The organism is Luteimonas vadosa (genome assembly GCF_039543545.1).
GTDB lineage: Bacteria > Pseudomonadota > Gammaproteobacteria > Xanthomonadales > Xanthomonadaceae > Luteimonas > Luteimonas vadosa.
Map to the genome: position 1 here is coordinate 59,433 of NZ_BAABJY010000003.1, position 25,058 is coordinate 84,490.

The following is a 25,058-nucleotide window of genomic DNA, read 5'->3' on the forward strand; positions in this document are numbered from 1 at the left end:
TCGTGCTTACCCCGGCGACAGTAGGGACGCTCCCATGAAGCGGGCGTCAACCGGCGGAACCACTCCTGAACAGCAAGAAGCAGCCCGTTCAGGAGACGACTTCGGGCATGGCCAGGACGGTGATTTCCTCGCGGTCGTGGTAGAGCTGGCGCGCGCGGATGCGCAGGGGAACGCCGGCCGAGGTACGGAAGAGGTCGAGGCACAGGACGGTCTCGTCCCAGCGCTTCTTCATCGGCAACTTAAGGTTGAACACTGCCTGCCGGCACCAGCCCTGCCGGAACCATTCCCCCATCCGGGCGGCGACGCGGCGCGGTTGTTCGACCATGTCGCAGACCATCCAGTCCAGGGATTGCGCCGGCTGCCAGCGGAAGCCGTCCGCGCGCAGGTGCTCGACCAGCCCGCTGTCCAGGACGTGCTGCCGCAGCGGGCCGTTGTCCACCGCGACGACGTGCAGGCCGTGGCGCGTGAGTACCCAGGTCCATCCCCCGGGCGCGGCGCCCAGGTCGGCCGCGTGCATGCCCGGGCGCAGCAAGCGGGCACGCTCGTCCGCGTCTAGCAGCACCATCAGGGCTTCCTCGAGCTTGAGGGCGGATCGGGAAGGCGCGTCGCGATGCAACTTCAGGCGCGGAACGCCCATCGCCCAGGGCGCGCTGTCGCCGATGAGGCTGCAGGCCAGCAGCAGATGGTCGCCTTCGACCAGGCACACATGCAGGCGCGGAAGCCGGTTGTCGTCGCGGACGCTCAACAGACCCGCCGCACGCAAGGCCGGCCGCAAGGCGTTGCCGAAGGCGCGCGCCAGGCCCGAGAGCGGTTTTGCGTGGTCGCTGTCGGGATGCTCGACCAGCAGGGTGCCGTAAGCAGGCCGTTCGTCCGGGCCGGCGAGGGCCAGCGCGCCAAGGATGGGCGTGATGCGGTCCTTCGGGTCAAGGCCGGGCAGATCGGCCATCAGCAGCAGTTTCTGCCGCGCGAAGACGAGCTCGCGCCAGGGCAGTGCCCGAGACAGTGCCCCGGCGTCTTCCGCGAAAAACACCACGAACCCCGAGCCACGCTCGGTACGGGCGTAGCCGGGAAATCCCGCGGCCAGGCTGCGCGCAGCCAGCTCGGCCGCGAGTTCGGGCTCGAAGCCGGCGCGGCAATAGCAGAGCAGCCCGGTCACTCGCATCGAAATCCCCCTTCAGGCGTCCGCAGGTGCGCATCGCACCGGGTCGGCTGCCATCCGGCCGCGGTCAGGCGCGGCTTGCCGCGGCGCGGCGCGAATCAGTATCGCTTGCCGCCATGGGCACCGTATTCGGACAGCACGGCGCAGGCGCGCTGCCGGTGCAGGTCCTGGACGACCTCGATGCCACGTTTCCCAAGCTCGCCGATCCAGTCCTCGGGCAGGGGCCCCTCGTCGAATTCGGTCAAGGATTCGACGTCCGAGGAGCGGGCGCCGATCAGCAGCCGATCGATCCCAGCCCAGATGGTCGCGCCGTAGCATTGGCAGCAGGGTTGCGACGAGGTCGCCAGGACATAGGGTCCGAAGTGGCTGCCGTCGGCACGTTCGTTGAGGCGTGCCCGGCCCAATCCCTGCTGCGCCAGCAGGTACGCCATGATCTCGGCGTGCGCGACCGATGTCGACTGCGGCAGCACGCGGTTCACGCCAACGGCCACCAGGTGGTCGTCGGGACCGAACACGGCGGCCCCGAATGGTCCACCGGTCTGCGCGTGGATATTGCGCCGCGACAACTCGATCGCGAAGGCGACCTTGTCCGCGTCGGTCGCGCAGACGTCCGCCTGCTCCACCACCTCGTGGATCCATTCGGGCAACGCAAGCCGGACTTGCGCGCGCAGCATCAGCGCGTGACCGGCGCCGAAGACTGGTCCTGGCAGCGATTGCTCACGCAACTGCAGGCAGAGATTTCGCGAAAGCCGCAGACCGAGGCCACGCCCTGCTTGTTGCATTCGGCCTGGACCGCGGCAGGATCAGTGGGACTGCCCTTGTTGACGCATGCCGGCATCATGCCGCAGCAGTTGCCGACGTTCTTGACGGTGCAATCGGAATCGGTCCTGCAGCTGTAATCGATGGCTACCGGCGAAGGCACTTCCACCGCTGGCATCGGATCGCTCATGCGCGGCGCCTTCGCTGGAGGCGGCGGCGCGGTGCGCGCAGGCGGCGGGGCTGGAGCGGGACCCGGCGCAGGCGCCGTGGCGACCGGCGCGCGTTCGGTCGTGGTGGGTGTCGGGGCCTCGCTCGACATCCGGGTGTCGTCGGGCGACGGCGCGGTGCAGCCGGTGAGTGCGAGGAAGAGGCACAGGCAACCTGGCAGCACTCGGGTTCCGATGGCGTGGGGCATGATCAGGGTCCCTTGGTGGCCCAGGTGTCGCGCAGGGTGACGCTGCGGTTGAACACCGGGGCATCGTTGCGATGGTCGTGGCGGTCGGCGACAAAATACCCCAATCGCTCGAACTGCAGCGACTGCTCGGGAGCGGCTTGCGCGGCGGCGGGTTCCACGTACCCGCGCACGCTGCGGATGGAGTCCGGGTTGAGGTGGTCGCGATAGCTCTTGCCGTCGGCGTCGTCGTCGGGATCCGCGACGGAGAACAGCCTGTCGTACAGACGGATCTCCGCCGGGACGCCATGCGCCGCGCTCACCCAGTGGATGGTTCCCTTGATCTTCCGGTTGGCGCCCTCCATCCCCGGGCGCGACTCCGGATCCAGCGTGCCGCGCAATTCCTGGATCGTGCCGCCCTCGTCCTTGACCACTTCGTCGCAGCGCACGATGCCCGCGCCGCGCAGGCGAACCTCTCCACCAGGCACCAGGCGGCGCCATCCCGGGGGCGGCACTTCGGCGAAGTCGTCGCGCTCGATCCAGATCTCGCGGGAAAACGGCACTTGGCGCTCGCCTTGCGAGGCGTCCTTGGGATGGTTGGCGAACGCCAGCGACTCCGCGTGGTCTTCCGGCAGGTTCGCCAGCACCAGCTTGAGGGGTTCGACCACCGCCATGCGGCGGGGGGCGCTGGCGTCGAGGTCGTCGCGCAGGGCGCCTTCGAGCACCGAGAAGTCGATCACCGAGTTCTGCTTGCTGATGCCCACGCGGTCGACCAGCAGCCGCAGGGACGCCGGCGTGTATCCGCGGCGGCGCAGGCCCTGCAAGGTGTACATGCGCGGGTCGTCCCAGCCGTCGACCAGCCCTTCGGCGACCAGCGCGGACAACTTGCGCTTGCTCATCACCGTGTAATTGATGTTGAGCCGCGAAAATTCGATCTGGCGGGGTTTGGAAGCCTCGTTCGGCAGGCCTTTCGCCAACAGGGGCGCCAGCAGCTCCGGCGAATGGGCAAGGTCGACCCTGTCCACGCACCAGTCGTACAACGGGCGGTGGTCCTCGAACTCGAGCGTGCACAGCGAATGGGTGATGCCCTCGATGGCGTCGCCCAGCGCGTGGGCGAAGTCGTACATCGGGTAGATCGGCCAGGCATCGCCGGTGTTCTGGTGCGGAACCTTCTTGATGCGGTACAAGGCCGGGTCGCGCAGGTTGATGTTGCCGGCGGTCATGTCGATCTTCGCGCGCAGCGTGCGGCTGCCGTCGGCGAACTCCCCGGCGCGCATGCGACGGAACAGGTCCAGGTTCTCCTCGACGCTTCGTTCGCGGTACGGCGAATCGCGCCCGGGTTCGGTCAGGGTGCCGCGGTATTCACGCACCTGTTCCGCGCTCAGGTCGCAGACGAAGGCGTCCCCTTGCGCGATGAGCTTCTCCGCGGCCAGGTAGAGCACGTCGAAGTAGTCCGAGGCATGGCGCAGTTCGGCCCAGTCGAAGCCGAGCCAGCGCACGTCCTCCTGGATCGCCGCGACGAACTCGGGATCCTCCTTGGCAGGATTGGTGTCGTCCAGGCGCAGGTTGCAGCGCCCCCCGAACTCGTTGGCCAGGCTGAAATCGAGGCAGATCGCCTTCGCATGGCCGATGTGCAGGTAACCATTGGGTTCCGGCGGGAACCGGGTGCGCACGGTGTCGTGCTTGCCGCCGGACAGGTCCTTGCGGACGATCTGGCGGATGAAGTCCTGCTTTTCTTGCACCGGGGGGGCGGGTCGGGTCATGCGACTGGGAAGGCCAAAAGTAGGAGTCTAGCCGAGCAGGCCGATTGCGCTTGCCTTCGACGTCGCGGCGCGCTCGCCAGTCCCCGCGCTTCCCGGAGGGTCGAATTGTGACGGGGATGCTATTTTGATGGCACGGGTCGTGCTCCGATTGATGACGAAAGGAGGCGATATGGGGAAGGGGAAGGCAACATTGCATTCGCAAGGTGCGTGGCACCGGTCGCCGCGCGTCGACGCCCGGGCGGTGTCTCCGCCATGGACGCCCGGCCACCAGCGGGTGCGTGGCGGCAGCCCGTGCGACCGGTTGGCGCCGTGGCCGCAATGACGCCGACCCGCACCGACGGAGCCGACTGGCTGTACGTCGTCGGCCTGGTGCTGTTGCTGGCGCTGTTCGCGGCCGGCATGGCGCTCGCCTTCAAGGCGGCGCAGCCTGAGGTCCCCGTCAGCATCCAGGCCACGACGGCGGACGACGGCACCCCGGTGGACCCGGGAGCTGGTTCGCAGGCGCTGCACGTGCCTGTACACCCCGGTGGGGAAGTCATGGCGACGCCGCTGTCGTTCAAGCTGCCACCCTCGGGCGAAAGCGATGCGCGCTGGGTAGTGTGGGTCAGTCGTGGGGTGGCCGACACGATCGCGCTAGAAGGCGCTGACTGGCGCAGCCCGACGCGGGATTTCTTCCATCCCGCACCAACGGCGGGCGTGCTCGCCTCGGGTTACGTCTTCCCGCTGCCGGGCGACTGGTCGGGCGACGTCCAGCTGCGGCTGGAAATGCGCGGCGCCATGCCGGGCTCGGTCCGGGTCCGGGTCTTGCGGGAGGGGGCGGCCCTCAGGCTGGAGCAACGCGGGGCGGTCATCGCCGCCTTCATCTACGGATCGCTGTTGATGCTGACGCTGTTGATGCTGGCCCTGTACAGCGCGGCGCGGGACCGCATCTTCCTGGTCTTCTGCAGCGCGAACGTCCTGGCCTTGCTCGCGTTGGCGGCGATCAACGGACACCTGTACCAGGTGCCCTTGCTGCGGGCCATGGCTTGGTGGCGGGGACAGGGCCTCTGGGCGCTGGGCCTGCTGGCAGCCGGGGCGGCCTTGCAGCTCCTGTCGCGCTATGCCTCGACGCAGGAACGCCACCCGCGCGTCGCGCGATGGGTGGACGGCTACTGCCTGTTGCTGGGATTGCTTGCGGCGGTTTGCCTCCTCGGGTGGGAAGGGACGCTGCAGTGGATCGTGACGGCAGGTCCGTGGCTGGTCCTGTTCACCCTGGGATGCGGCGTCTTGCTGGCCGCCGAGGCGGCCCGGCGGCGCGTGCGCCTGGCGGGCCCGATTGCGATAACGCTCCTCCTCGTCGCCGTGGCGCTGTATGGGGGCGAAATCGGCTTCTTCGCTCCTGGCACGGACCCGATCTGGCTGCATTATGGCTACCAGATGGTGCTCGTCGTGTTCGCCGCGACGCTGGCGGTCGGGATGGTCGACCGCGTCGGCGTGTACCGCAACCAGCGCGACGAGGATCGCCAGGCGCGCGCGGATTCCGAAATGCGGATGCGGCACGAGACCGCGCGCGCGAGCCTCAGCGACGCACTTCAATCGAACCTGCAGACGCTCGGTCCTGGCGACGTGGAATGGACCGCGTTGCGCCTGCTGCTCGAACACCTGCTTCCCCACGTGCCGGTCGAGTTCGCCGCCGCGGTGGCGCATGGTTTCCAGGGCCACGACATCTGCATGGTGATGCCCCGGTCGGCGCAGGCGGAGGTCGACTCGCTGGTGGCGACGCGCCGCTTGCAGCTCAAGCGGGAGGCCGTCAAGCGCCTGTCGCTTCAGCAGCCGGTCACGGCCCCCGACCGGGACGGCATCATCGCGACGGAAGCGCTGGTGCCGTTGCCGATCCACGCCCCGGGCTGGGGCATGCTGATGCTCAGGCGTTCGGGCGAGCAGCGCTTCCTGGACGAAGAGCTCGCGCTGGCGGAAGAGATGGTGCGCCTGGTGATGGTGAACGTCGAGCAGGCGCTGTCGGCGATCAACCTGCGCCGGTCGGCGGAACTCGATGCGCTCACGGGTACGTTCAACCGGCGCACGATCGACCAGTGGCTGCAACGCTGCTTCACCGATGCCGAGCGGAACGATCAGGCGGTCTCGGTCCTGTTCGTCGACCTGGATCACTTCAAGCGGATCAACGACGACTACGGCCACGCCTGCGGCGACCAATGCCTGCGGCGGGTCGCTGCCACCCTGCACCAGAGCCTGTCCGCCGGCGACCTGCTGGGTCGCTACGGTGGCGAGGAATTCATCGTCATCCTGCCGGGGCGAGGCGGCGCCGCGGCACGCGTGGCGGGCGAGCGCCTTCGGCAGGCGATCCAGGACCTGCGTATCGAGTGCGAGGGCCGCACCCTGGAGGTCACCGTCAGCATCGGCCTGGCCACGCGCCTGGGTCCGGACGAGAAACCCGCCTCGACGGTCGATCGTGCCGACAAGGCGCTGTACGCCGCGAAGCGCGAAGGTCGCAACTGCGTGCGGGTGGCACCGGCGGTGTTCGAGGGACGCACCGGCGGAACCGCCTGAACGCGCCGCACTGGCCGGCTTGCGGCGCGACGGTGCTGTACGCATATTGAAGCGCGACGCACCCCGCGGGTGCCTGCAGGGAAACGGACATGCTGGGAATCGGTGCCTTCAAGCAGCGGCTGCCTCGCCCGGAGGACGCCTTGCCGGGTCGAGCCACCGAGGTCGAGCTGCGCGATGCCCACCATGTCCATGGCCGGCCGTTGCGCGGCCAATACCCGGGCTTGCAGCGGGTGCAGTTTGCGATGGGGTGCTTCTGGGGCGCCGAGCGGCTGTTCTGGTCGCTGCCGGGGGTCGAGACCACGGCCGTCGGCTACGCGGGCGGCTACACCGCCAATCCCACGTACCGGGAAGTCTGCAGCGGCCAGACCGGCCACACCGAAGCGGTCCTCGTCGTCTTCGACGAGGCACGGATCCCGTTCGATCGGCTGTTGAAGGTTTTCTGGGAAGGACACGACCCGACGCAGGGCATGCGCCAGGGCAACGACACCGGCACCCAGTACCGCTCGGCCATCCATTGCCACACCCGCGACCAGTACGACGCCGCCCTCGCCAGCCGGGATGCCTACCAGCAACGATTGCGAGAGGCGAGGCGCGGGGATATCAGCACCGAGATCGTGTTTCCCGCGCCGACCTTCTACTACGCCGAGGACGAGCACCAGCAATACCTCTCCAAGCATCCGGACGGGTACTGCGGTCTGGGCGGGACCGGCGTCAGCTGTCCGGTCGGGGCGGGCGCCTAGGACCGTCAGCGCCGACGGGACCGTCGAGCCGTCGCGGCCGCGTGGCGATTCGCATCGCCGGGCCTACAACGGCGTGATCGCGCAGACGTAGACCACTTCGCAGGCGCCGCTCCCCTCATCGTCGCGGGACAGCGAACTGCGCCAACGCCAGCCGTCCGGCGCGGCGGCCTCCACCAGCCAGCCATCGATGCGGACTCGGTCGCCTTCGCGCAGGCGGCTCAACGCCCGCGCGGTGGCGTCATCGGACGGAATCATGTGCATGTTCGCGCTGCTGCCGGCGATCTCGGCAGGCGGCAACGGCGGGGTCCCCTCCCAGCGGTAGCGATACCAGCGTGCGGCCTGCGAGACGTGCAGGCGCGACAGCACCGCAGGATCGCCCATCCGCTGCCATCCCAGCGCCAGGTCCGTCGGCGAGAGCCGGGCTTCGCGGTCGAAGCGGTAGTCCCGGCGTGCCAGCACCCGTGCCTCGATGCTCATTCCCGCCAGCGGCTGCAGGGTGGCTGCCTGGAGTTGGAACGCAGGCAGCGACGACGGTGGCGCGCTCTGCAGCGGCACCGCGCCCACGGCGACGCGCGGCGGTAGCGGGCAGTGCACCTGGCCGGGCGTGGCCGCGCGAGCCATCGCAGGCACGCGTGGCGAAGCTGGCGAGAACCACCAGCCGACCGCCGCGATCAGGACGGCAAGCGTCAGCCAGCCGCGCAGGCGCACCTTGCCTGCCCGATGGCGGCGGGCGGCAAGCCGCCCGAGCGAAGCGTCCCGCGCATCACTTCAGGTCGAAACGATCCAGGTTCATCACCTTGTTCCACGCGGCCACGAAGTCCCTGGCGAACTTTGCCTGGGCATCGGCACAGGCGTAGACCTCGGACAGTGCGCGCAGCTGGGAGTTGGAGCCGAATACGAGGTCCGCGCGGGTGGCCGTCCATCGGGTCTTGCCGTTGCCGCGCGCCCGTCCCGCGAAGACATTGTCGTCGTTCGGGTCGGCCGCCCATTCCGTGGACATGTCGAGCAGGTTGACGAAGAATTCGTTGCTGAGCACCCCGGGCCTGTCGGTGAACACACCATGGCGGGAACCGTCGACGGTGGCGCCCAGCACCCGCAGCCCGCCGACGAGGACCGTCATCTCGGGCGCGGTGAGTGTGAGCAGTTGCGCGCGATCGACCAGGAGGCGTTCGGCCGGGACCGGATACCGCGCCTTGAGATAGTTGCGGAAACCGTCGGCCCGCGGTTCCAGCGGGGCGAAGGAGTCCACGTCGGTCTGTTCCTGCGACGCGTCGGTGCGGCCGGGCGCAAATGGCACGTCGACGGAAACACCGGCGTCCCGCGCGGCCTTCTCCACGGCAGCGCAGCCGCCGAGCACGATCAGGTCGGCCAGCGACACTTTCTTGCCGCCGGACTGCGCGCCGTTGAAGTCCGAACGGATCCCTTCCAGCGCGTCGAGCACCTTGGACAGCTCCGCCGGCTGGTTGACGGCCCAGTCCTTCTGCGGCGCCAGGCGGATGCGCGCGCCGTTGGCCCCGCCACGCTTGTCGCCGCCACGGAAGGTCGATGCCGACGCCCAGGCGGTCGACACCAGCTGCGGCACGGAAAGGCCCGTCTCCAGGATTCGCTTCTTCAGCGCCTTGATGTCGTCGGCATCGACCAGGTCGTGGTCGACGGCGGGGACGGGGTCCTGCCAGATCAGTTCCTCGGCGGGCACTTCCGGGCCGAGGTAGCGGGCGCGCGGGCCCATGTCGCGGTGGGTGAGCTTGAACCAGGCGCGGGCGAAGGCGTCGGCGAACTGGTCGGGGTTTTCCAGGAAGCGGCGCGAGATCTTTTCGTAGGCCGGATCCATGCGCAGCGAGAGGTCGGTGGTGAGCATCGTCGGCACCAGCTTCTTCGACGGATCGTAGGCATGCGGGATGCTGGGTTCGGCACCCTTCGCCACCCACTGCTGGGCGCCGGCCGGGCTCTTGGACAGCTCCCACTCGAAGCCGAACAGGTGTTCGAAGTAATCGTTGCTCCACCGCGTCGGCGTCTTCGTCCAGGTCACTTCCAGGCCGCTGGTGATGGTGTCCGGACCCTTGCCGGTGCCGTAACGGTTGTGCCAGCCGAAGCCTTGCGCCTCGAGGCCGTCGGCCTCGGGTTCGTCGCCGACGTGCTCGGCGGACGCCGCGCCGTGGGTCTTGCCGAAGCTGTGCCCGCCGGCGATGAGGGCGACGGTCTCCTCGTCGTCCATCGCCATGCGGCCGAAAGTCTCGCGGATGTCGCGTGCCGCGGCGAGCGGATCGGGGTTGCCGTCCGGGCCTTCCGGGTTGACGTAGATCAGGCCCATCTGCACGGCGGCGAGCGGATTCTCCAGGTCGCGCGAGTGGATGTCGCCGTCGGCGTCGTCATCGGATACCAGCACGCCGTGGTCGCCGCCTTTCTCCACGCCTTCGGAACCATGGGTGTAACGGACATCGCCGCCCAGCCACTCGTCCTCGGCGCCCCAGTACACGTCCTGGTCGGGCTCCCAGACGTCCTCGCGGCCGCCCGCGAACCCAAAGGTCTTGAAGCCCATGGACTCCAGCGCGACGTTGCCCACGAGGATCATGAGGTCGGCCCAGGAGAGCTTGCGGCCGTACTTCTGCTTGATCGGCCACAGCAAGCGGCGCGCCTTGTCCAGGCTGACGTTGTCCGGCCAGCTGTTGAGCGGCGCGAAGCGCTGTTGCCCGCGCCCGCCGCCGCCGCGTCCATCGCCGATGCGGTAGGTGCCGGCGCTGTGCCAAGCCAGCCGGATGAACAGGCCGCCGTAATGTCCGAAGTCCGCCGGCCACCAGTCCTGCGAGTCGGTCATCAAGGCGTGCAGGTCCTGCTTCACCGCCGCCAGGTCCAGGCTATTGAAGGCCTCGGCATAGTCGAAATCCTCGCCCATGGGATCGGATTTGTCCGAATGCTGGTGGAGGATCTCCAACGGCAAGCGGTTGGGCCACCAGTCGCGGTTGGTCGTCCCGCCGCCTGCGGCGTGTTTCATGGGGCACTTGGATTCGCTGGGCATGGTGGTTCCTCCTGGGCGTGGGTCGGCGTCCACCCGAGCATGACGCAGCCATGGCAATAGAAGAAATCGTTTATGTAGATGAAATCGATAGGTTGCCGCTATCGAATGAGGCCGTGCCTACGCCCGGGTCCCAGCGCGGCCTGTCGTCAGGCTGCCCGAGGCGGCGCGGTGGGACGGCGCGTCCGGGGCTGGCGCGACGACCGGGGCCCGCCGGGCGTCGGCTCGAACAGTTCCGCAGGCAGGTCCCGGAAGATCCCGGCGAGCTGCAGGAGGAAGCCGTGCATGGCGGAACTCCTGCGCCAGGCCATGGCGATGGTGCGGCTGGGCTGCGAATCGTGGAAGGACAGCAAGCGGATGTCGGGCGAGCACGCGACCGGAGGCTTGACCGCGAGCGTGGGCAAGAGCGTCACGCCCACCTGGGCGGCGACCATCTGCCGCAGCGTCTCCAGGCTGGTGGCCCGGAACTCGCCCTGCTCGCCGGCTCCCGCGAGCTGGCAGACATCCAGCGCCTGGTCGCGCAGGCAATGGCCGTCCTCCAGCAGGAGCAGTTTGTGCTGCGACAACTCGTTAAGTGCCAGCGTGTCGCGGCCTGCGAGCGGGTGGCCTTCGGGCACGGCGAGCAGGAACGGTTCCTCGAACAGGACCTCCACGTGCAGCTGGTCGGCGTGCAGCGGCAGCGCGAGCAGTGCGGCATCGAGCTTGCCTTCTCGCAGCCGGGACAGAATGACGTCGCTTTTCTCCTCCACCAGCAGCAGTTCCAGGCGGGGAAAGCGCCGGCGGATCCGCGGCACGACGTGCGGCAGCAGGTAGGGGCCCAGGGTCGGGAACAGCCCGAGGCGCACCGTCCCCGCTTCCGGGTCCTGGCTGCGCCGGGCCGCCTCGCCCAACTGCTCGACGTCATCGACGATGCGGCGCGCGCGCTCGGCGATTTCGCGTCCGGCGGGGGTGAGCATCACCTTCCGCGGGGCGCGCTCCACCAGCGGGACGCCCAGTTCTTCCTCGAGCTTGCGGATCTGCGTCGACAGGGTGGGCTGGCTGACGAAACAGGCCGCGGCCGCCCGACCGAAATGTTTCGCTTCGGCGAGGGCGACGAGGTAGCGAAGGTCGCGCAAGTTCATGGCGATAGGTTAACGCTATCGCTTCGATAGGCGCCATGGGCTTGATCTATTCTTGCTGCACCGCAATAATTACCGCGTTGCAGCAATGCGGTCTGTCGCTATCTTCGTCGATCTCCCGCGTGTCGCTGCCAATTCCACCCTTTATCACCAAATGCCAGGAGGCAACCATGCTCAGCGTCGGAGACAAGCTCCCCCCGTTCAAGCTCAAGGCCACGGTGTCCACGGACCTGAACAAGGCATTCGCGGACATCGACAACGATACCTACAAGGGCAAGTGGCTGGTGCTCTTCTTCTATCCGAAGGATTTCACCTTCGTCTGCCCGACCGAGATCGCCGGGTTCGCGGCGCACAACCAAGCGTTCCTGGACCGCGATGCCCAGCTGCTGACCGGATCGACCGACAGCGAGTTCGTGCACCACGCCTGGCGCACCCACCACCGCGACCTGGCCGAACTGCCGTTCCCGATGCTGGCCGACATCAAGCGCGAGTTCACCTCGGCGCTCGGCATCCTGGACAAGGAAGAGGGCGTCGCCCAGCGCGCGACCTTCATCGTCGATCCCGACGGCATCATCCGCTTCGTCTACGTGACCGACCTGTCGGTGGGCCGCAGCCCCGAGGAAGTGCTGCGCGTGCTCGACGCGCTGCAGACCGACGAGCTTTGCCCGTGCAACTGGAAGCAGGGCGACGATGTGCTCAAGGTGGCCTGACCGGCACCGACCTTCCGCGCGGCAGCCGTTCCCCGGCGCTCCCTCCCCGTGGTCGCGCGGGCGCAAAGGCGGCTTCGGCCGCCTTTGTCTTTTTCCAGTCCTGGACCACTGCGTCCCACCGCAAGGAAACCGCGATGACATTGACCGAACTGCGCAACTCCCTGCCCGATTACGCCAAGGACCTCAAGCTCAACCTCGACAGCGTGCTGTCGACCGGCGGCTCGCCGGGGCTGGACGGCAAGCAGATCCGTGCCGTCGGCATCGCGTCGGCCATCGCGTCGCGCCATGCGCCGCTGGTTGCCGCCATCGAGGCATTCGCGGCCGATGAACTGACCGAAGAGCAGATCGCCGGCGCCCGGGCCGCCGCGGCGATCATGGCGATGAACAACGTGTACTACCGGGCCACGCACCTGATCGGGAACGACGAGTACGGGCAATTGCGCACCGGCCTGAGGATGAACGTCATGGCCAACCCCGGCCTGGACAAGGCCGGTTTCGAACTGGCATCGCTGGCGGTCTCGGCGATCAACGGCTGCGGCGCCTGCATGGCCTCGCACGAGAAGATCCTGCGCCAGCACGGCGTCGGCGCGCAGGGCGTGCAGAGCGCGCTGAAGATCGCCGCGGTCGTGCACGCGGTCGCGGTGACGCTGGAGCAGTCGCCGGCGGTGGCCTGAAGGACTTGCCGATCGCCGCGGGAGCCGGTGGACGCGTCGATGGCGGGAGTCGATTCCGTGGAAATGCAGCGAACCCACGCGACGCGCATTGACCGCAGGCCGGCAGCGCGCTGGAAATGCAAGCGGGGACCGGGTTTCGGACTTCGATCCGCGGCGCCGTGCACCTCCCCCTGCGCGGTGTCGCGGACGCTCCGCTCAGGCGCCGCCTGACGCCGGCATTGCGGAAGACGCGGGTGAAAGCGGTTCCGGTTCGCGCAGCAGGCGCCGGCGCGCCGTGCGCGCGTCGTCAGGCGACAGTGCCGCGAGGAGTTCGACTTCGCCGGAGACCAGGCGCGCGACCGTGATCCCGTCGCGGAACAACACCCGTGCGCCTGCGATCCTCGGCACCTTCTCGCCGGGCAGGACGGTGCCGACCAGGTTGAGCGGGTCGCGGGCCGACACCGCGACCAGCGCGCCGTCGGGCGGGCGCTTGCGGATGGCGCGCAGGCTGGCGACGGCCTCCGGCAAGGCGAACTGCTCGCCGCTCAGGCCGGCGACGAAACGGCCGCCGCGGATTTCGCCCCGCGCTTCCAGCCGGTGGTACACGCGGAGCAGCTCGCGCCACGGCGGCAGCCACGGTGCCTCGCGTTCGAGCATGCGCCAGCAGACCACGCCGTAGCGCCGCAGCAGGATGCGGGCGACGTGTTCGACCATCTCCGGATCGCTGGCCTGCGTGCGGCGATCGCCCTCGTGCGCGCCCGGCCCGGATTCGGCAGGGTTCGTGCGACGCGCCAGCGTCCACCGACCGGCATCCTCGATGCCCATCAGGGCGACGCGCCGGCGATGGCGGCCGTGCCGCGAAGCGCGCTTGGCCTGCGGCACCAGCAGCGCGCGCAGGCCTGCGAAGCTGTCGCAGTGAACGCGCCCGCGCGCGACCAGCTCGCCCAGCGCGTCCTCCAGCTCGGTGCGCAGCAAGTGCGCGCCTGTCACCAGTTCGTCGAAGAACGAGGCGCCATGAGCCTGCAGGTGGTCGGCAACGCGCTGAGCGCGCGAGGACAGTGGCGGTTCGTCGGCCTGTTGCGTGCAGGCCAGTGCGGTCCATGCCGCCAGCTGTCGTCGTGGCAGCAGCGTGATCGGCGTTGCCCGGACGGGGCCATTGCCGCCGGCGGTCCCCTCGCGCACCGGCTCGCGCAGGCGGCTCCAGGCGATCCGGCCCGCCGTGCATAGTTCGTCCAGCCAGGAGATCGAATAGTCGGCGATGCGTGCCGGCAGCAATTCGGTTTCCCAGGCACCGGCCGGCGCCTCGAAGCCCTCCAGCTGCGCAAGGATCGCGGCCAGCGCATCGGGGCCGCTGGCGCGCGCCTCGGGCGTCGCGCGCTGCCAGTCGAGCAGGAAGCGCATGAAGTCGTGGCGCTCCACCGGCTCGATCTCGCGGCGCAGCCCGCCGAGGGTCTGGCGGTGGATGCGCGCCAGCAGGTGGCGTTCGCACCATTCCTCGACGGTGGTCCCGGGCGTGAACTGGCCGCGCATGGCGTAGCCCTCCGACTCCAGGGCCGCCAGCGCCATGTCGATGTCGAACTGGGGCAGGGCGAGGCTTTCGGCCAGGGCGAACGCAGGCGTCGGGCCCAGGCCGGACAGGCGCGCGCGCAGCAATTCGACCAGTGCCGCTTCGCGCGTCCAGGTCGCTTGCGCGAACTCGGCGGGCGGTTCGATCGCGGGGACGTGCTTCGCGCCCGGATACAGCGCCTGCGCAAGCGGCAGGCGTTCGGCGGCGAACCAGAGGCTGGCGCCGATGCCGAGGCGGGTGGCGCGGTGGTCCCGGGCAAGCGTGGCGAGCATCGCCGGCCAATGGCCCCGAGCCAGCGCATCCTGCGCTGTGATGCAACCCAACCCGAGCAGCGCCTCGTGCATCTCGTCGGCGTTCCGGGCGTCGGGCCACGCCTGTTCGCGCACCGATTCGATCGCCCGCCCGTCCAGGCGCCCGAGGTCGCTGGCGTCCTGCGGGTCGTAGCGACGCGCCGTCACCGCACGGGTGCGGCGTTCCTCCAGCGGGGCATCGTCGAGGAAGGCGTAGGGACGTGCGTTGATCGCTTCGGCGGCGAAGGGGGAGGGCGCGGTCAGGTCGCGCGCAACGATGTCGATATCGCCGTCCTCCAGCTTCCGCAGCAACGCCAGCCATCCCTCGGCGTCCATCGCCTCGTGCAGGCAGTCATCCAGCGTCTGCGCGACCAGCGGATGGTCGGGCACCTCGCGCTCGCCGACCAGATTCTCCGCGCAGGCCACCTGGTCGGGGAACACCGAGGCCAGCAGGTCCTCCGACTTCATCCGCTGCAGCTGGGGGGCGACCTTCCTGCCGCCGAGGAAGCGGGGAAGGGCCAACGCGGTGGTCGCGTTCCAGCGCCAGCGCGCGCCGAACAGCGGCGCGTCCAGCAGCGCCTGCACCAGCACGTGCTCCGCGGACGCCGAATGCAGGTAGCCGGCGACCTCGATCAGCGGGAAGCTGTGGCTGGTCGACAGCGACAGCACGATCGTGTCCTCCGTGGCGGCGGCCTGCAGCTCGAAGTTGAACTTGCGGCAGAAGCGCTTGCGCAGCGCCAGGCCCCATGCGCGGTTGACGCGGCTGCCGAAGGGGGAATGGATGACGAGGTGGGTGCTGCCGGATTCGTCGAAGAAGCGTTCCATCGCCAGCGTGCGCTGCGTCGGCATCACGCCGAGCGCCGCCTGTTGCGCGGCCATGTAGTCGACCAGCTGTCGTGCCGCCTCGCGTGACATGCCGACCTCGCCGACTAGCCACGACAGCGCGTCGCCGCCGTCGGCCGTGCCGGGCGACGCGTCGCCGCCGGCGCAGGTCGTGAGCCGGGCGGCGATCTCGCCGCGCAAGCGCGACACGCCGGCGGACAGCTCGTCCGTCCGGCCGGGCGCTTCGCCCAGCCAGAAGGGGATGCTCGGCGGCAGGCCCTGCGCATCCTCGACCCGTACCCGCCCGGACTCCACGCGCAGGACGCGGTAGCTGGCGTTGCCGAGCTGGAAGATGTCGCCGGCCATGCTTTCGATGGCGAAATCCTCGTTGACCGTGCCGATCACCAGGGCCTGCGGCTCCATGACCACCGCGTAGTCGCCGGTGTCGGGAATCGTGCCGCCCGACATCACCGCGGTCATCCGCCCGCCCTGCTTGCCGCGCAGCCGCTTGTGGACGGCGTCGCGGTGCACGTAGCCGCCGCGCGAGCCGCGTTGCGTGCTGAAGCCCTCCGACAACATCCGCACGACGGCATCGAAATCGGAGCGCGGCAAGTCCCTGTACGGCCACGCGCGCCGCATCCAGTCGTAGAGCGCGTCCTCGTCCCACTGGGTCGTGGCGACTTCGGCCACGATCTGCTGCGCCAGCACGTCCAGCGGCGCCTTGGGCATCACCAGCGCGTCGAGTTCGCCGCGGCGCACGCAGTCGAGCAGGGCCGCGCATTCCACCAGGTCGTCCCGCGACACCGGGAACAACCGTGCCTTCGGGATGCCGCCGACGTGGTGGGACGAACGCCCGGCGCGTTGCAGGAAGGACGCGATCGAGCGCGGCGAGGACAGCTGGCAGACCAAGTCGACGTCGCCGATGTCGATGCCCAGTTCGAGGGAGGCGGTGGCGACGAGGACCTTCAGTTCGCCGCGCTTGAGCCGCTGCTCGGCGTCCAGGCGCAATTCCTTGGACAGGCTGCCGTGGTGCGCCGCGACGTGCCCGTCGCCGAGCCGCTCCCCGAGCTGGCGCGCCGCGCGCTCGGCCATGCGCCGGGTGTTGACGAAGACCAGCGTGGTCCGGTGCGCCTCGACCAGTTCCGCCAGGCGCGCGTAGACCAGTTCCCATTGCTCGTTCGACAACACCGCCTGCAACGGCACCGGCGGCAACTCCAGCGCGAGGTCGCGCTGCTTGGCATAGCCGATGTCGACGATGGCGCAGTCCGGGATGCCGTCGTGCCCGACTGCCGGCGCGCCGACCAGGAAGCGCGCGACCTCGTCGATGGGCTTCTGCGTGGCCGACAGGCCGATGCGGGCCAGCCGCGTCCCGCACAGCGCTTCCAGGCGTTCCAGCGAAAGCGCGAGATGGCTGCCGCGCTTGCTGGCGGCCACGGAATGGATCTCGTCGACGATCACCGTGCGCGTGCTTCCCAGCATCGCGCGCCCGGAGTCCGAACCCAGCAGCACGTACAGCGACTCGGGCGTGGTGACCAGGATGTGCGGCGGCCGCTTGCGCAGCGCGGCGCGCTCGGATTGCGGCGTGTCGCCGGTGCGCACGGCGGTGCGGATGGCGACGTCGGGCAGCTGCATCCGCGCCAGTTCCTCGCGGATGCCGGCCAGCGGCGCCTCCAGGTTGAGGTGGATGTCGTTGGACAGCGCCTTGAGCGGCGACACGTAGACCACGGTGGTGGCGTCGCGCAGGCCGTCGGCCAGGCCCTCGCGCACCAGGGCATCGATCGCGGCCAGGAACGCGGTCAGCGTCTTGCCCGAGCCGGTCGGCGCGGCGACCAGGGTGTTGCGGCCGGAGCGGATCGCCGGCCAGGCCATCGCCTGGGCCTCGGTCGGGCCCGGGAAGGCGCGATCGAACCAGGCGGCCACCGCCGGATGGAATCCCTCCGGGAGCGTCGTCGATCCTCGTCGCGATGTGGCGCAGGCTGTCATCCGCCCATTATCCCGCCGCCCGGAGGCCGGGTGAGACGCGGGGCCGTGGAGCCCCAGCTGCAGTTGGCCTGGCATGGCGCGAGCGTGCGCTTGCCGGGTCTCAGCGCGCGCGACGCACGCCGGCCTGCTTCCACCCGCGATGGCGCTGGCCCAACGGTTCTACGGCGCGGCGCCCGCCGGGCCTCCTGGCGCGGCACCGACGAAGCGCAGGACCGCCGCGACCACGCCCGGGGCGCGGGCCGGTTCGTAGAAGCCGGCGATCGGGGCGAAGTGCCCGGCATCGGGCAACAGGAGCAAGGTCGATTCGCCGCCCTTGGCGCGAAGCTTGCGGTCGAGGTCGATGCTGTCGCGGGCTTCGACGATGCGGTCCTTGCCGCCGTGGACCAGCAGGAACGGCGGTTCGTCGCCATCGACGTAGTTCACCGCCTGCGCCTTGGGCCATTGCCGGGGTGGGCCGAAGATGGGTGCGTACTCGGTCCCGACGTTGAAGTCGTAGGGGCCCGCGAGTCCGATCACCCCGGCGATGTCGCCGATCGCCACGCCGGCGCGCCGGAGGTAGCTCTTGTCGGTGCCGAGCAACCCCGCGATCTGCGCACCCGCCGAATGGCCGGCGATGAAGAGGCGCCCGGGATCGCCGCCATGCCCCGCGGCGTTCCGCTTCGCCCAGGCGACCGCGGCGGCGGCGTCGTCCATGAACGCGGGGAAGCCCGCGCGCGGGAAGGTCCTGTAGTCGGCGACGATCGCCAGCACGCCGTGTTCGGCCAGCCGGCTGCCGACGAAGCGGTACTGGTCGCGGCTGCCGCGTTTCCACGATCCGCCGTAGAAGAACACCACGACCGGGGCCGCCGTCGATGCGTCGCGCGGGCGGTAGACGTCCAGCGACAGGCCCGTGTCTTCGGCGTAGACCACGCGGGCCGTGGGCGGCAGCGTGCCGCGGTTGGCGACGCCGAAGATGACCCGCTCGCAGCCGGCGGTGAGCAGCGCGGCGGTTGCCACCAGCAGGGCGGTAAGGGTGCGGTTGGAGGTTTGTTTCATTGCGTCAGCGTGGGTGGTCGAGGGTGAGCGTCGCGTGGCGGCAGGCAGTTAGCATGCGCGCATGGATACGAACGATCCGCCGCGGGTGGATGCATTGCTGCGCGCGGCGCGGCTCCGCGTCGACGGCGTCGACGCCGAACTGTTGCTGGCCCACGCGCTGGGCAAGCCGCGCGGGTGGTTGTACGCCCATGGTGACGACGGCGTCGGCGCGGAAGCCGCGGAACGCTTCGCAGGGCTGCTGGCGCGCCGCCAGGCCGGGGAGCCGGTCGCCTACCTGACGGGGCGGCGCGGATTCTGGAGCCTCGACCTGGAAGTCACCGCCGACACGCTGATCCCGCGCGCCGAGACCGAAGGGCTGGTCGAGGCCGCATTGCAGCGCATTCCCGCCGACGGCCACGCGCGGGTCGCCGACCTCGGCACCGGGAGTGGCGCGATCGCGCTGGCCATCGCGCGCGACCGCCCGCGCGCCCGCGTCGTCGCGACCGACGCAAGCGACGCGGCACTGGCCGTGGCGCGCCGGAACGCCACCGCCCACGGCATCGCCAACGTCGAGTTCCGCCAGGGCGACTGGTGGGCACCGCTGGCAGGCGAGGTCTTCGACCTGGTCGCCAGCAATCCGCCTTACATCGCCAGCGACGATGCGCATCTTTCGCAAGGCGACCTGCGCTTCGAGCCAGCATCCGCGCTCGCGTCGGGCGACGACGGCCTGGACGCCCTCCGCGCGATCGCCGCCGCCGCGCCCGCACACCTGGCCGCCGGCGGCTGGCTGCTGCTCGAGCATGGCTGGGAGCAGGGCGCATCGGTGCGCGCGTTGCTGGCCGCGGCAGGTTTGACCGAGGTCGAGACCCTGCAGGACCTGGAGGCGCGCGACCGCGTCACGCTGGGGCGCAGGGCGGCGGAAGGCTAGACTGCAAGCTTCTGTTTGCCGCGAGGCCCGCGATGCGCACCCTGTACCCCGAGATCGATCCCTATGACACCGGTTCGCTGGAGGTGGACGCGACGCACACCCTGTACTACGAGCAATGCGGCAATCCAGAAGGCAAGCCGGTGGTGCTGCTGCACGGCGGTCCGGGCGGCGGCTGCAGCGCCAAGATGCGGCGCTTCCACGACCCGGAGAAGTACCGCATCGTGCTGTTCGACCAGCGCGGCGCGGGCCGCTCGACCCCGCACGCCAGCCTGGAGGACAACACCACCTGGCACCTGGTCGACGACATCGAGAAGCTGCGCCACCACGTGGACATCGAGGCGTGGCAGGTGTTCGGCGGCTCCTGGGGTTCGACGCTGGCCTTGGCCTACGCCGAGACGCACCCGGGCAAGGTGACCGAACTGGTGCTGCGCGGCATCTTCATGTTGCGCCGCTGGGAACTGGAGTGGTTCTACCAGGAGGGCGCATCGAGGCTGTTCCCGGACGCCTGGCAGCACTACGTCAAGGCGATCCCGCCGGTCGAGCGCCACGACCTGATCTCCGCCTTCCATCGCCGGCTGACGTCCGCGGACGAAGCCACGCGCCTCGCCGCCGCGCGCGCCTGGAGCGTCTGGGAGGGCGCGACCAGCTTCCTGCGCGTGGACGAGGATTTCGTCAGCGGGCACGAGGACGCGAAGTTCGCGCTCGCCTTCGCCCGCATCGAGAACCACTACTTCGTCAACGGCGGGTTCTTCGAGACCGAGGACCAGCTGCTGCGCGATGCCGAGCGCATCGCCGACATCCCCGGCGTCATCGTGCACGGACGCTACGACGTGGTCTGCCCGCTGCAGAATGCCTGGGACCTGCACCAGGCCTGGCCGAAGGCGGAGCTGCGCATCACGCCGACCGCCGGCCATTCGGCGTTCGAGGCGGAGAACGTCAACGCGCTGGTCGAGGCGACCGACCGGTTCGCCTGAGCCGTCTCGCAGCCCCGGTCGCCGCTGCCGGAACGCTCGGTCAACCGACGACGGATTTCGGTTCCCTTTCCCCGCACGCGGGAGAAAGTGGCGCGAAGCGCCGGATGGGGCAGGATTCTGGCGGCAATCTCCGATCAGGCTCCTGCAGACACTTTCCCCTACCCCTCGCCCGCAAGCGGGAGAGGGGCTTTCGCAGGCAGGATCCCGGGCTCCGGTGGATCAGGGAACGACCTTGGTCCCGTCCGGGTCGTGCTCGATCATCCACAGGCCCGCCCAGAGCTTGAGGTCGAGTTCGTAGCCTTCGGCATGCTTCCGCATCAGCCAGGCCGGCGCCGTGGCACGCGGCACGGCGTGCACGGTGATGTCCTCGGCGCCCACACCCCCGCCGTCGCCGACCTTCCGCAGGTCCAGCGCACGGGCGAACGCGATGCGCTCGTTGCTCATGCCGGACGAGGTGGGCCCGATCAGCAGCACGTCGACGCGGCCGGGCTCCCAGCCCGTTTCCTCGATCAGTTCGCGGCGCGCGGCCGACTCCAGGGTGTCCTCGTCGTAGTCGTCGCCTACCAGCCCGGCGGGCATCTCGATGGTGCGCGCACCCAGCGGCACGCGGTACTGCTCGACGAACAGCACGTGGTCGTCGGGGGTCACCGCGATCACCAGCACGGCGAGGCCATCCTTGCCGTGGGTACGTTCGCAGGATTCCCACTTGCCGCGCTTGACCAGCCGCAGCCAGTCGCCTTCGTGGAGGACCGTGCATTCGTCCTTGCAGTCGTCGTTCGCGTCGGCCATGGGTGGATGCTAAGCGTTCCCGGGCGCCGGCGTGAATTCCAGTCCGGCCGCCGCGTGCAACCGGCGCCGCGTCAACGGGCCGAAGTGCAGCGCCTCGCACAGGGCATGCAGCGTGTCGGCCTCGGCATCGCCACGCGCAAACGGGGCCGTGGCCGGTTCCAGCGGGGCGTCCAGCGCGATGGTGGCCAGTTGCCTGCACAGCAGCGCCTGTTCGCGGTGCGCGCGCAGGCGGGCCGCGGCCTGTGCCGCGCCGCGGAACCGCAGGAAGGGCACCTCGTCGATCCGCTCCAGCAGCGCGTCCAGGCTGCCGAAGTGTGCCAGCAGGATGGCCGCCGTCTTGGCGCCGATGCCGGGCACGCCCGGGATGTTGTCGATGGCGTCGCCGCACAGCGCCAGGTAGTCCGCGATCTGCCCCGGCTCCACGCCGTGCCGCGCCTTGACGCCCTTCGCGCCCCAGCGCAGCCCGCGCGCGAAGTCCCACTGTTCGTCCGCGCCGGCCAGCAGTTGCGAGAGGTCCTTGTCGGCGGACACGATGACGCCGCGATAGCCCTGCAGGCGCGCCACGTGCAGCGCGCTGCCGATCAGGTCGTCGGCCTCGTATTCCGAATGGGACAGGACCACCAGCCCGAGCGTCGCGCACAGCGCCTTGCAGTAGGCGAACTGGCGCTTGAGTTCCTGCGGTGCCGGATCCCGGTTGGCCTTGTATTCCGGGTACAGCGCATTGCGGAAGCACGAGTCCAGCGCCTCGTCGAAGGCGATGACGATGTGGCGGGGGCGCTCGCGCTCCAGCAGGTCGAGGATGAACCGCGCGAACCCGTGCACGGCATTGGTCGGCCAGCCGTCGCCGTCGTGGAACTGGTCCGGCGGCATCGAATGCCAGGCGCGGAACACGTAAAGGCTGGCATCGACGAGGTAGAGCGGCGTGGCCATCGGGCTATTGTAGGAACGGCACGCGACCGCGCTTACAGCGCCAGGTCGGTCAGCAATGCCGCGGGATCCGGCCGATCGCGCTCGGGAACCTCGCGCTGCGGGGTGCCGACGTGGATGAATCCCGCCACGCGCTCGTTCGCCGTCAAGCCCAGTAGCCGATGGACGGCCTCGTCGTAGGCCGGCCATCCGGTGAGCCAGTTGGCGCCGAAGCCCAGCGCCTGCGCCGCCTGCAGCAGGGCGAAGCAGACGCAGCCGGCGGACAGCAGGCGCTCCTGCCCGGGGATCTTGTCGTCGCCGGGGTCGAGCACGGCGACCACGACCAGCACCAGCGGCGCATGGGTGAACCGCGCTCGATCCTTGTCGACCACGGCCTGCCCGGCGTCCGGGTCGCGTTCCAGCGTCCGGGCGGCGAGGGCGTCGCCAAGCGCGTGCCGCGCATCGCCGGCGATGCGCACGAATCGGAACGGAACGCGCTTGCCATGGTCGGGCACGCGTACCGCCGATTGCAGCATGCGTCGCAGCGTGGCGGCGTCGGGTCCGGGTTCACCGAGGGATTTGGCCGGTATCGACCGGCGGGTGTCCAGGCATTCGAGGGTTGGCGTCATGGCTCCGTTTTCGGGGGGAACGCCATCACAGAATACGCGCTGCGCACTGGACACGGTGCCTGTCGGGCATAGAGTGGGGTGAGCGCGGCGTGAAGCCGCGTGCAAGGCGATCCCCCGACATGCCTAACCCCTTCATGCAGCCTGCGAACACCAGCCCGGCCGCCGCCGAGCGTTTGCTGGGCGAGCTCAAGACGCTGTCCGTCGAGCGCCTGGCGGCGGTGCCGGGCGGCCTGTACGAACCGATCGAGCGCCAGCTCAACGAGGCCTTGCGCCTGGGCACCCAGCTCACGCCACGCAACGACCTGAAACTCGTGCTCGCGATGCGCCAGCACAACGCCAAGTACGTGATGCGCTACCGCGAACTGGTGGCGCGCGGGTTCGACGACTTCCGCGACCGCAACACGGCCATGGGCTCGGGTCTGCCCCTGGGCCTGGTCAACGAAAGCGAACTCGAATTCCACCTTGCAGGCCAGCGACTGGCCGAGGGCATCGCCCGCCGTTACCAGAAACCCCTGGAGCTGCTGGAACGCCGCCTGGATGCGCTGTCGACCGCGCTCGGCCTGCCGGCGGCCACCAATCCGGTCGGTCCGGTGCAGCTCACCAGCGTGTTCCTGCGCACCTTCCAGGACGCGGGGGTGTCGGACAGCCTGCAGCCGCTGATGTTCCGGCAGTACGACGAAGAGCTCTCCAAGGTCCTCGCCGAGCTCTACCAGCGGCTCAACAGCCGCCTGGCCATCCATGGCTATCTCGCGGAGCGCAGGCGGCCCGCGTTCGGAAGTTCCGAAGCGGCGCAGGAAGCCCAGCGCGCGCCCGAGGCGACGGGGGCCGAGTCGCCGCCCGCGGGCGACACCCAGGGCAAGCAACAGGAGCTGCGTGCGCTCATGCACCGCTGGCGCGCCGCGAACGACGATGCCGGCGGCAGCCAGGGTGATTCCCCCGCGGCGGGCGACGGCCCGCGCCTGCGTGCGGCCGAACTCAGCAGCGTCGCGATGCTGATCCAGCGCGACACCCATCCCGAACTCAGCCGGGCCGTGGCGGATGGGGGCTCCCTGCGCCTGGCGCTCCGGCATTGCCTGCTCGAAGGGACGCGCCGCTTCGGCCTGGATCCCGACAGGATGCGGCTGGGCGAGGACGAGGAGGACGCCATCGACCTGGTCGGCCTGCTGTTCGAATCCCTGGTCCGCAGCGAAGGCCTCGCCGCCGAAGGCCAGCGGCTGCTGGCGCGCCTGATGGTGCCCTACGCACGGATCGCCCTGGGCGACTTCAAGCTCTTCATGCAGGCCTCGCATCCCGCGCGCCGGTTCGTCGATGCGGTGGCGCTGAGTTGCGAGGACTGGGGCGAGGAATCGCCGCAGCATGCCGAACTGCTGCAGCGGGCATCCGCGGCGGTCGACCGGGTGGTCGCCGGCTACAACGAGGACCTGGCGATCTTCGAGGTGGCCACGCGCGAGTTGCAGGACCTGCTGGAACAGAACCGGCGCCGCGCCGAGGTGGTGGAGCGGCGTTCGGTGGAAACCGTGAATGGCCGCGAGCGCCTGTTGCAGGCGCGCCTGCAGGCGGCCGCGGCGCTCGCGCAGCGCGCATCGGGCGTGCCCCTTTCGGCGACGGTGTTCGAATTCCTCGAGCAGCAATGGTCGCACCACGTGGTGCAGGTGATCCTCCGCGACGGGTTCGGCTGCGGCCGTCATGTCGTGGCGCTGGAGCTGGCGGACGAGTTGATCGCGATCGACCAGGCCGCCGCGCGCTGCGGGCGCGGCGAGGTCGTGACCAAGGTGGTCGCGGTGCGTCCGCGCCTCGTCGAGTGCCTGTCCAGCGCCGGCATCGACGCCGACGGCGCCAACGAGTGGATGGCCAGCCTCGCGCGGGCCCTGGCGTTCCCGGATGCCAGCCGCGTGGCGCGCAGCCTGCCGGCGGTGCCCAAGCTGGACGACGACGGCGACGATACCCGCCTGCTGAAGGCGGTCGGCGGCCATGGCGCGCTGGATTTCGATCAGGACACGCTGGATCGCATGCGTGCGCTCGAGCCAGGGACCTGGCTGCGGCTGACCGACGAAGCCGGCAACGAAACCGGCGTCAAGGTCGCGTGGATCAGTCCACTGACCTCGCGCCTCTTGCTGGTCAACCGGCGCGGGGTCCGCAGGCTCGTCGCCTCGCCCGCGGAACTCGCGGCATTGGCCAAGCTGGGGCGGCTGTCGACGGATGCGGACCACATGCCGTTCGACGATGCCTTGCACCAGGTCCGCCACCGCCTGGCCGCCACCGGCGGAACCGCCCAGGCTGCCTGAGCCACTTCGTCTCCTGCA

General features: G+C 69.9%; 19 protein-coding genes. 7 read left to right on the top strand and 12 right to left on the bottom strand.

The features are described 5' to 3' along the window. Positions 1–88: 88 nt before the first annotated feature. From rlmM to ABD970_RS12040, 4 genes are all read right to left on the bottom strand, one after another. Positions 89–1,156, bottom strand: a complete 1,068-nt coding sequence (gene rlmM, locus ABD970_RS12025; protein WP_345295819.1) for a 23S rRNA (cytidine(2498)-2'-O)-methyltransferase RlmM — start codon at positions 1,154–1,156, stop codon at positions 89–91. A gap of 101 nt (positions 1,157–1,257) precedes the next feature. Beyond that, entirely contained in the window at positions 1,258–1,833 is a 576-nt protein-coding gene (locus ABD970_RS12030) for a nucleoside deaminase (protein WP_345295768.1), read from the bottom strand. Further along, on the bottom strand, positions 1,833–2,108 hold the full coding sequence (locus ABD970_RS12035; RefSeq protein ID WP_425563110.1) for a hypothetical protein: 276 nt from the start codon (positions 2,106–2,108) through the stop codon (positions 1,833–1,835). The genes ABD970_RS12030 and ABD970_RS12035 overlap by 1 nt, the downstream gene beginning before the upstream one ends. Positions 2,109–2,335: 227 nt before the next feature. Then, positions 2,336–4,072, bottom strand: a complete 1,737-nt coding sequence (locus ABD970_RS12040) for a glutamine--tRNA ligase/YqeY domain fusion protein (protein ID WP_345295769.1) — start codon at positions 4,070–4,072, stop codon at positions 2,336–2,338. 318 nt (positions 4,073–4,390) lie between these two features. Between ABD970_RS12040 and ABD970_RS12045 the strand changes: the two genes are divergently transcribed. Further along, a complete protein-coding gene (locus ABD970_RS12045; RefSeq protein ID WP_345295770.1) occupies positions 4,391–6,619 on the top strand; it encodes a GGDEF domain-containing protein in 2,229 nt (742 codons plus the stop codon). An 89-nt stretch (positions 6,620–6,708) separates the two neighbouring features. After that, positions 6,709–7,359, top strand: coding sequence for a peptide-methionine (S)-S-oxide reductase MsrA (gene msrA / locus ABD970_RS12050; RefSeq protein ID WP_345295771.1), 651 nt, complete (start codon positions 6,709–6,711; stop codon positions 7,357–7,359). A 63-nt stretch (positions 7,360–7,422) separates the two neighbouring features. On the opposite strand, the gene ABD970_RS12055 is transcribed toward msrA, so the two are convergent. The 3 genes from ABD970_RS12055 to ABD970_RS12065 form a co-directional block, all read right to left on the bottom strand. Then, a complete protein-coding gene (locus ABD970_RS12055) occupies positions 7,423–8,067 on the bottom strand; it encodes a hypothetical protein (protein WP_345295772.1) in 645 nt (214 codons plus the stop codon). Positions 8,068–8,122: 55 nt separating this feature from the next. Then, entirely contained in the window at positions 8,123–10,375 is a 2,253-nt protein-coding gene (gene katG / locus ABD970_RS12060; RefSeq protein ID WP_345295773.1) for a catalase/peroxidase HPI, read from the bottom strand. Positions 10,376–10,521: 146 nt separating this feature from the next. Then, positions 10,522–11,493, bottom strand: a complete 972-nt coding sequence (locus tag ABD970_RS12065; protein ID WP_345295774.1) for a LysR substrate-binding domain-containing protein — start codon at positions 11,491–11,493, stop codon at positions 10,522–10,524. 167 nt (positions 11,494–11,660) lie between these two features. Between ABD970_RS12065 and ABD970_RS12070 the strand changes: the two genes are divergently transcribed. Beyond that, entirely contained in the window at positions 11,661–12,200 is a 540-nt protein-coding gene (locus ABD970_RS12070) for a peroxiredoxin (RefSeq protein ID WP_345295775.1), read from the top strand. A gap of 134 nt (positions 12,201–12,334) precedes the next feature. Beyond that, entirely contained in the window at positions 12,335–12,874 is a 540-nt protein-coding gene (ahpD, locus tag ABD970_RS12075; RefSeq protein WP_345295776.1) for an alkylhydroperoxidase, AhpD family, read from the top strand. Positions 12,875–13,069: 195 nt separating this feature from the next. Here the strand turns inward: ahpD and ABD970_RS12080 are convergent, their stop codons facing one another. Both ABD970_RS12080 and ABD970_RS12085 read right to left on the bottom strand, forming a co-directional pair. Beyond that, complete coding sequence (locus ABD970_RS12080; protein ID WP_345295777.1) at positions 13,070–17,515, bottom strand: DEAD/DEAH box helicase; 4,446 nt, start codon at positions 17,513–17,515, stop codon at positions 13,070–13,072. 159 nt (positions 17,516–17,674) lie between these two features. Then, a complete protein-coding gene (locus ABD970_RS12085) occupies positions 17,675–18,550 on the bottom strand; it encodes an alpha/beta hydrolase (protein WP_345295778.1) in 876 nt (291 codons plus the stop codon). A gap of 61 nt (positions 18,551–18,611) precedes the next feature. Between ABD970_RS12085 and prmC the strand changes: the two genes are divergently transcribed. Then, the gene (gene prmC / locus ABD970_RS12090) at positions 18,612–19,457 is read left to right on the top strand and encodes a peptide chain release factor N(5)-glutamine methyltransferase (protein WP_345295779.1); all 846 of its coding nucleotides are present in this window, start codon (positions 18,612–18,614) and stop codon (positions 19,455–19,457) included. A gap of 32 nt (positions 19,458–19,489) precedes the next feature. Beyond that, positions 19,490–20,431, top strand: a complete 942-nt coding sequence (gene pip / locus ABD970_RS12095) for a prolyl aminopeptidase (RefSeq protein WP_345295780.1) — start codon at positions 19,490–19,492, stop codon at positions 20,429–20,431. 219 nt (positions 20,432–20,650) lie between these two features. On the opposite strand, the gene ABD970_RS12100 is transcribed toward pip, so the two are convergent. The 3 genes from ABD970_RS12100 to ABD970_RS12110 are packed head-to-tail and all read right to left on the bottom strand — an operon-like array spanning position 20,651 to position 22,755. Continuing rightward, entirely contained in the window at positions 20,651–21,220 is a 570-nt protein-coding gene (locus tag ABD970_RS12100) for an NUDIX hydrolase (protein WP_345295781.1), read from the bottom strand. Positions 21,221–21,229: 9 nt separating this feature from the next. After that, positions 21,230–22,150, bottom strand: coding sequence for a 5'-3' exonuclease (locus ABD970_RS12105; RefSeq protein WP_345295782.1), 921 nt, complete (start codon positions 22,148–22,150; stop codon positions 21,230–21,232). Between the two features lie 32 nt (positions 22,151–22,182). Then, positions 22,183–22,755 carry a nitroreductase family protein gene (locus ABD970_RS12110; protein ID WP_345295783.1) on the bottom strand — a complete coding sequence of 191 codons (573 nt, stop codon included), beginning with the start codon at positions 22,753–22,755 and terminating at the stop codon, positions 22,183–22,185. A gap of 119 nt (positions 22,756–22,874) precedes the next feature. Here ABD970_RS12110 and ABD970_RS12115 point away from each other — a divergent pair, with 119 nt between their 5' ends. After that, positions 22,875–25,040, top strand: a complete 2,166-nt coding sequence (locus ABD970_RS12115; protein WP_345295784.1) for a DUF1631 family protein — start codon at positions 22,875–22,877, stop codon at positions 25,038–25,040. Positions 25,041–25,058: the final 18 nt, after the last annotated feature.

Bases quoted from the DNA above. Each gene is read 5' to 3' on its own strand.
- ABD970_RS12030 (WP_345295768.1), bottom strand. From the start codon at position 1,833: ATGCTGCGCGCGCAAGTCCGGCTTGCGTTGCCCGAATGGATCCACGAG.
- ABD970_RS12035 (WP_425563110.1), bottom strand. From the start codon at position 2,108: ATGAGCGATCCGATGCCAGCGGTGGAAGTGCCTTCGCCGGTAGCCATC.
- ABD970_RS12040 (WP_345295769.1), bottom strand. From the start codon at position 4,072: ATGACCCGACCCGCCCCCCCGGTGCAAGAAAAGCAGGACTTCATCCGC.
- ABD970_RS12045 (WP_345295770.1), top strand. From the start codon at position 4,391: ATGACGCCGACCCGCACCGACGGAGCCGACTGGCTGTACGTCGTCGGC.
- msrA (WP_345295771.1), top strand. From the start codon at position 6,709: ATGCTGGGAATCGGTGCCTTCAAGCAGCGGCTGCCTCGCCCGGAGGAC.
- katG (WP_345295773.1), bottom strand. From the start codon at position 10,375: ATGCCCAGCGAATCCAAGTGCCCCATGAAACACGCCGCAGGCGGCGGG.
- ABD970_RS12065 (WP_345295774.1), bottom strand. From the start codon at position 11,493: ATGAACTTGCGCGACCTTCGCTACCTCGTCGCCCTCGCCGAAGCGAAA.
- ABD970_RS12070 (WP_345295775.1), top strand. From the start codon at position 11,661: ATGCTCAGCGTCGGAGACAAGCTCCCCCCGTTCAAGCTCAAGGCCACG.
- ahpD (WP_345295776.1), top strand. From the start codon at position 12,335: ATGACATTGACCGAACTGCGCAACTCCCTGCCCGATTACGCCAAGGAC.
- ABD970_RS12080 (WP_345295777.1), bottom strand. From the start codon at position 17,515: ATGACAGCCTGCGCCACATCGCGACGAGGATCGACGACGCTCCCGGAG.
- ABD970_RS12085 (WP_345295778.1), bottom strand. From the start codon at position 18,550: ATGAAACAAACCTCCAACCGCACCCTTACCGCCCTGCTGGTGGCAACC.
- prmC (WP_345295779.1), top strand. From the start codon at position 18,612: ATGGATACGAACGATCCGCCGCGGGTGGATGCATTGCTGCGCGCGGCG.
- pip (WP_345295780.1), top strand. From the start codon at position 19,490: ATGCGCACCCTGTACCCCGAGATCGATCCCTATGACACCGGTTCGCTG.
- ABD970_RS12100 (WP_345295781.1), bottom strand. From the start codon at position 21,220: ATGGCCGACGCGAACGACGACTGCAAGGACGAATGCACGGTCCTCCAC.
- ABD970_RS12105 (WP_345295782.1), bottom strand. From the start codon at position 22,150: ATGGCCACGCCGCTCTACCTCGTCGATGCCAGCCTTTACGTGTTCCGC.
- ABD970_RS12110 (WP_345295783.1), bottom strand. From the start codon at position 22,755: ATGACGCCAACCCTCGAATGCCTGGACACCCGCCGGTCGATACCGGCC.
- ABD970_RS12115 (WP_345295784.1), top strand. From the start codon at position 22,875: ATGCCTAACCCCTTCATGCAGCCTGCGAACACCAGCCCGGCCGCCGCC.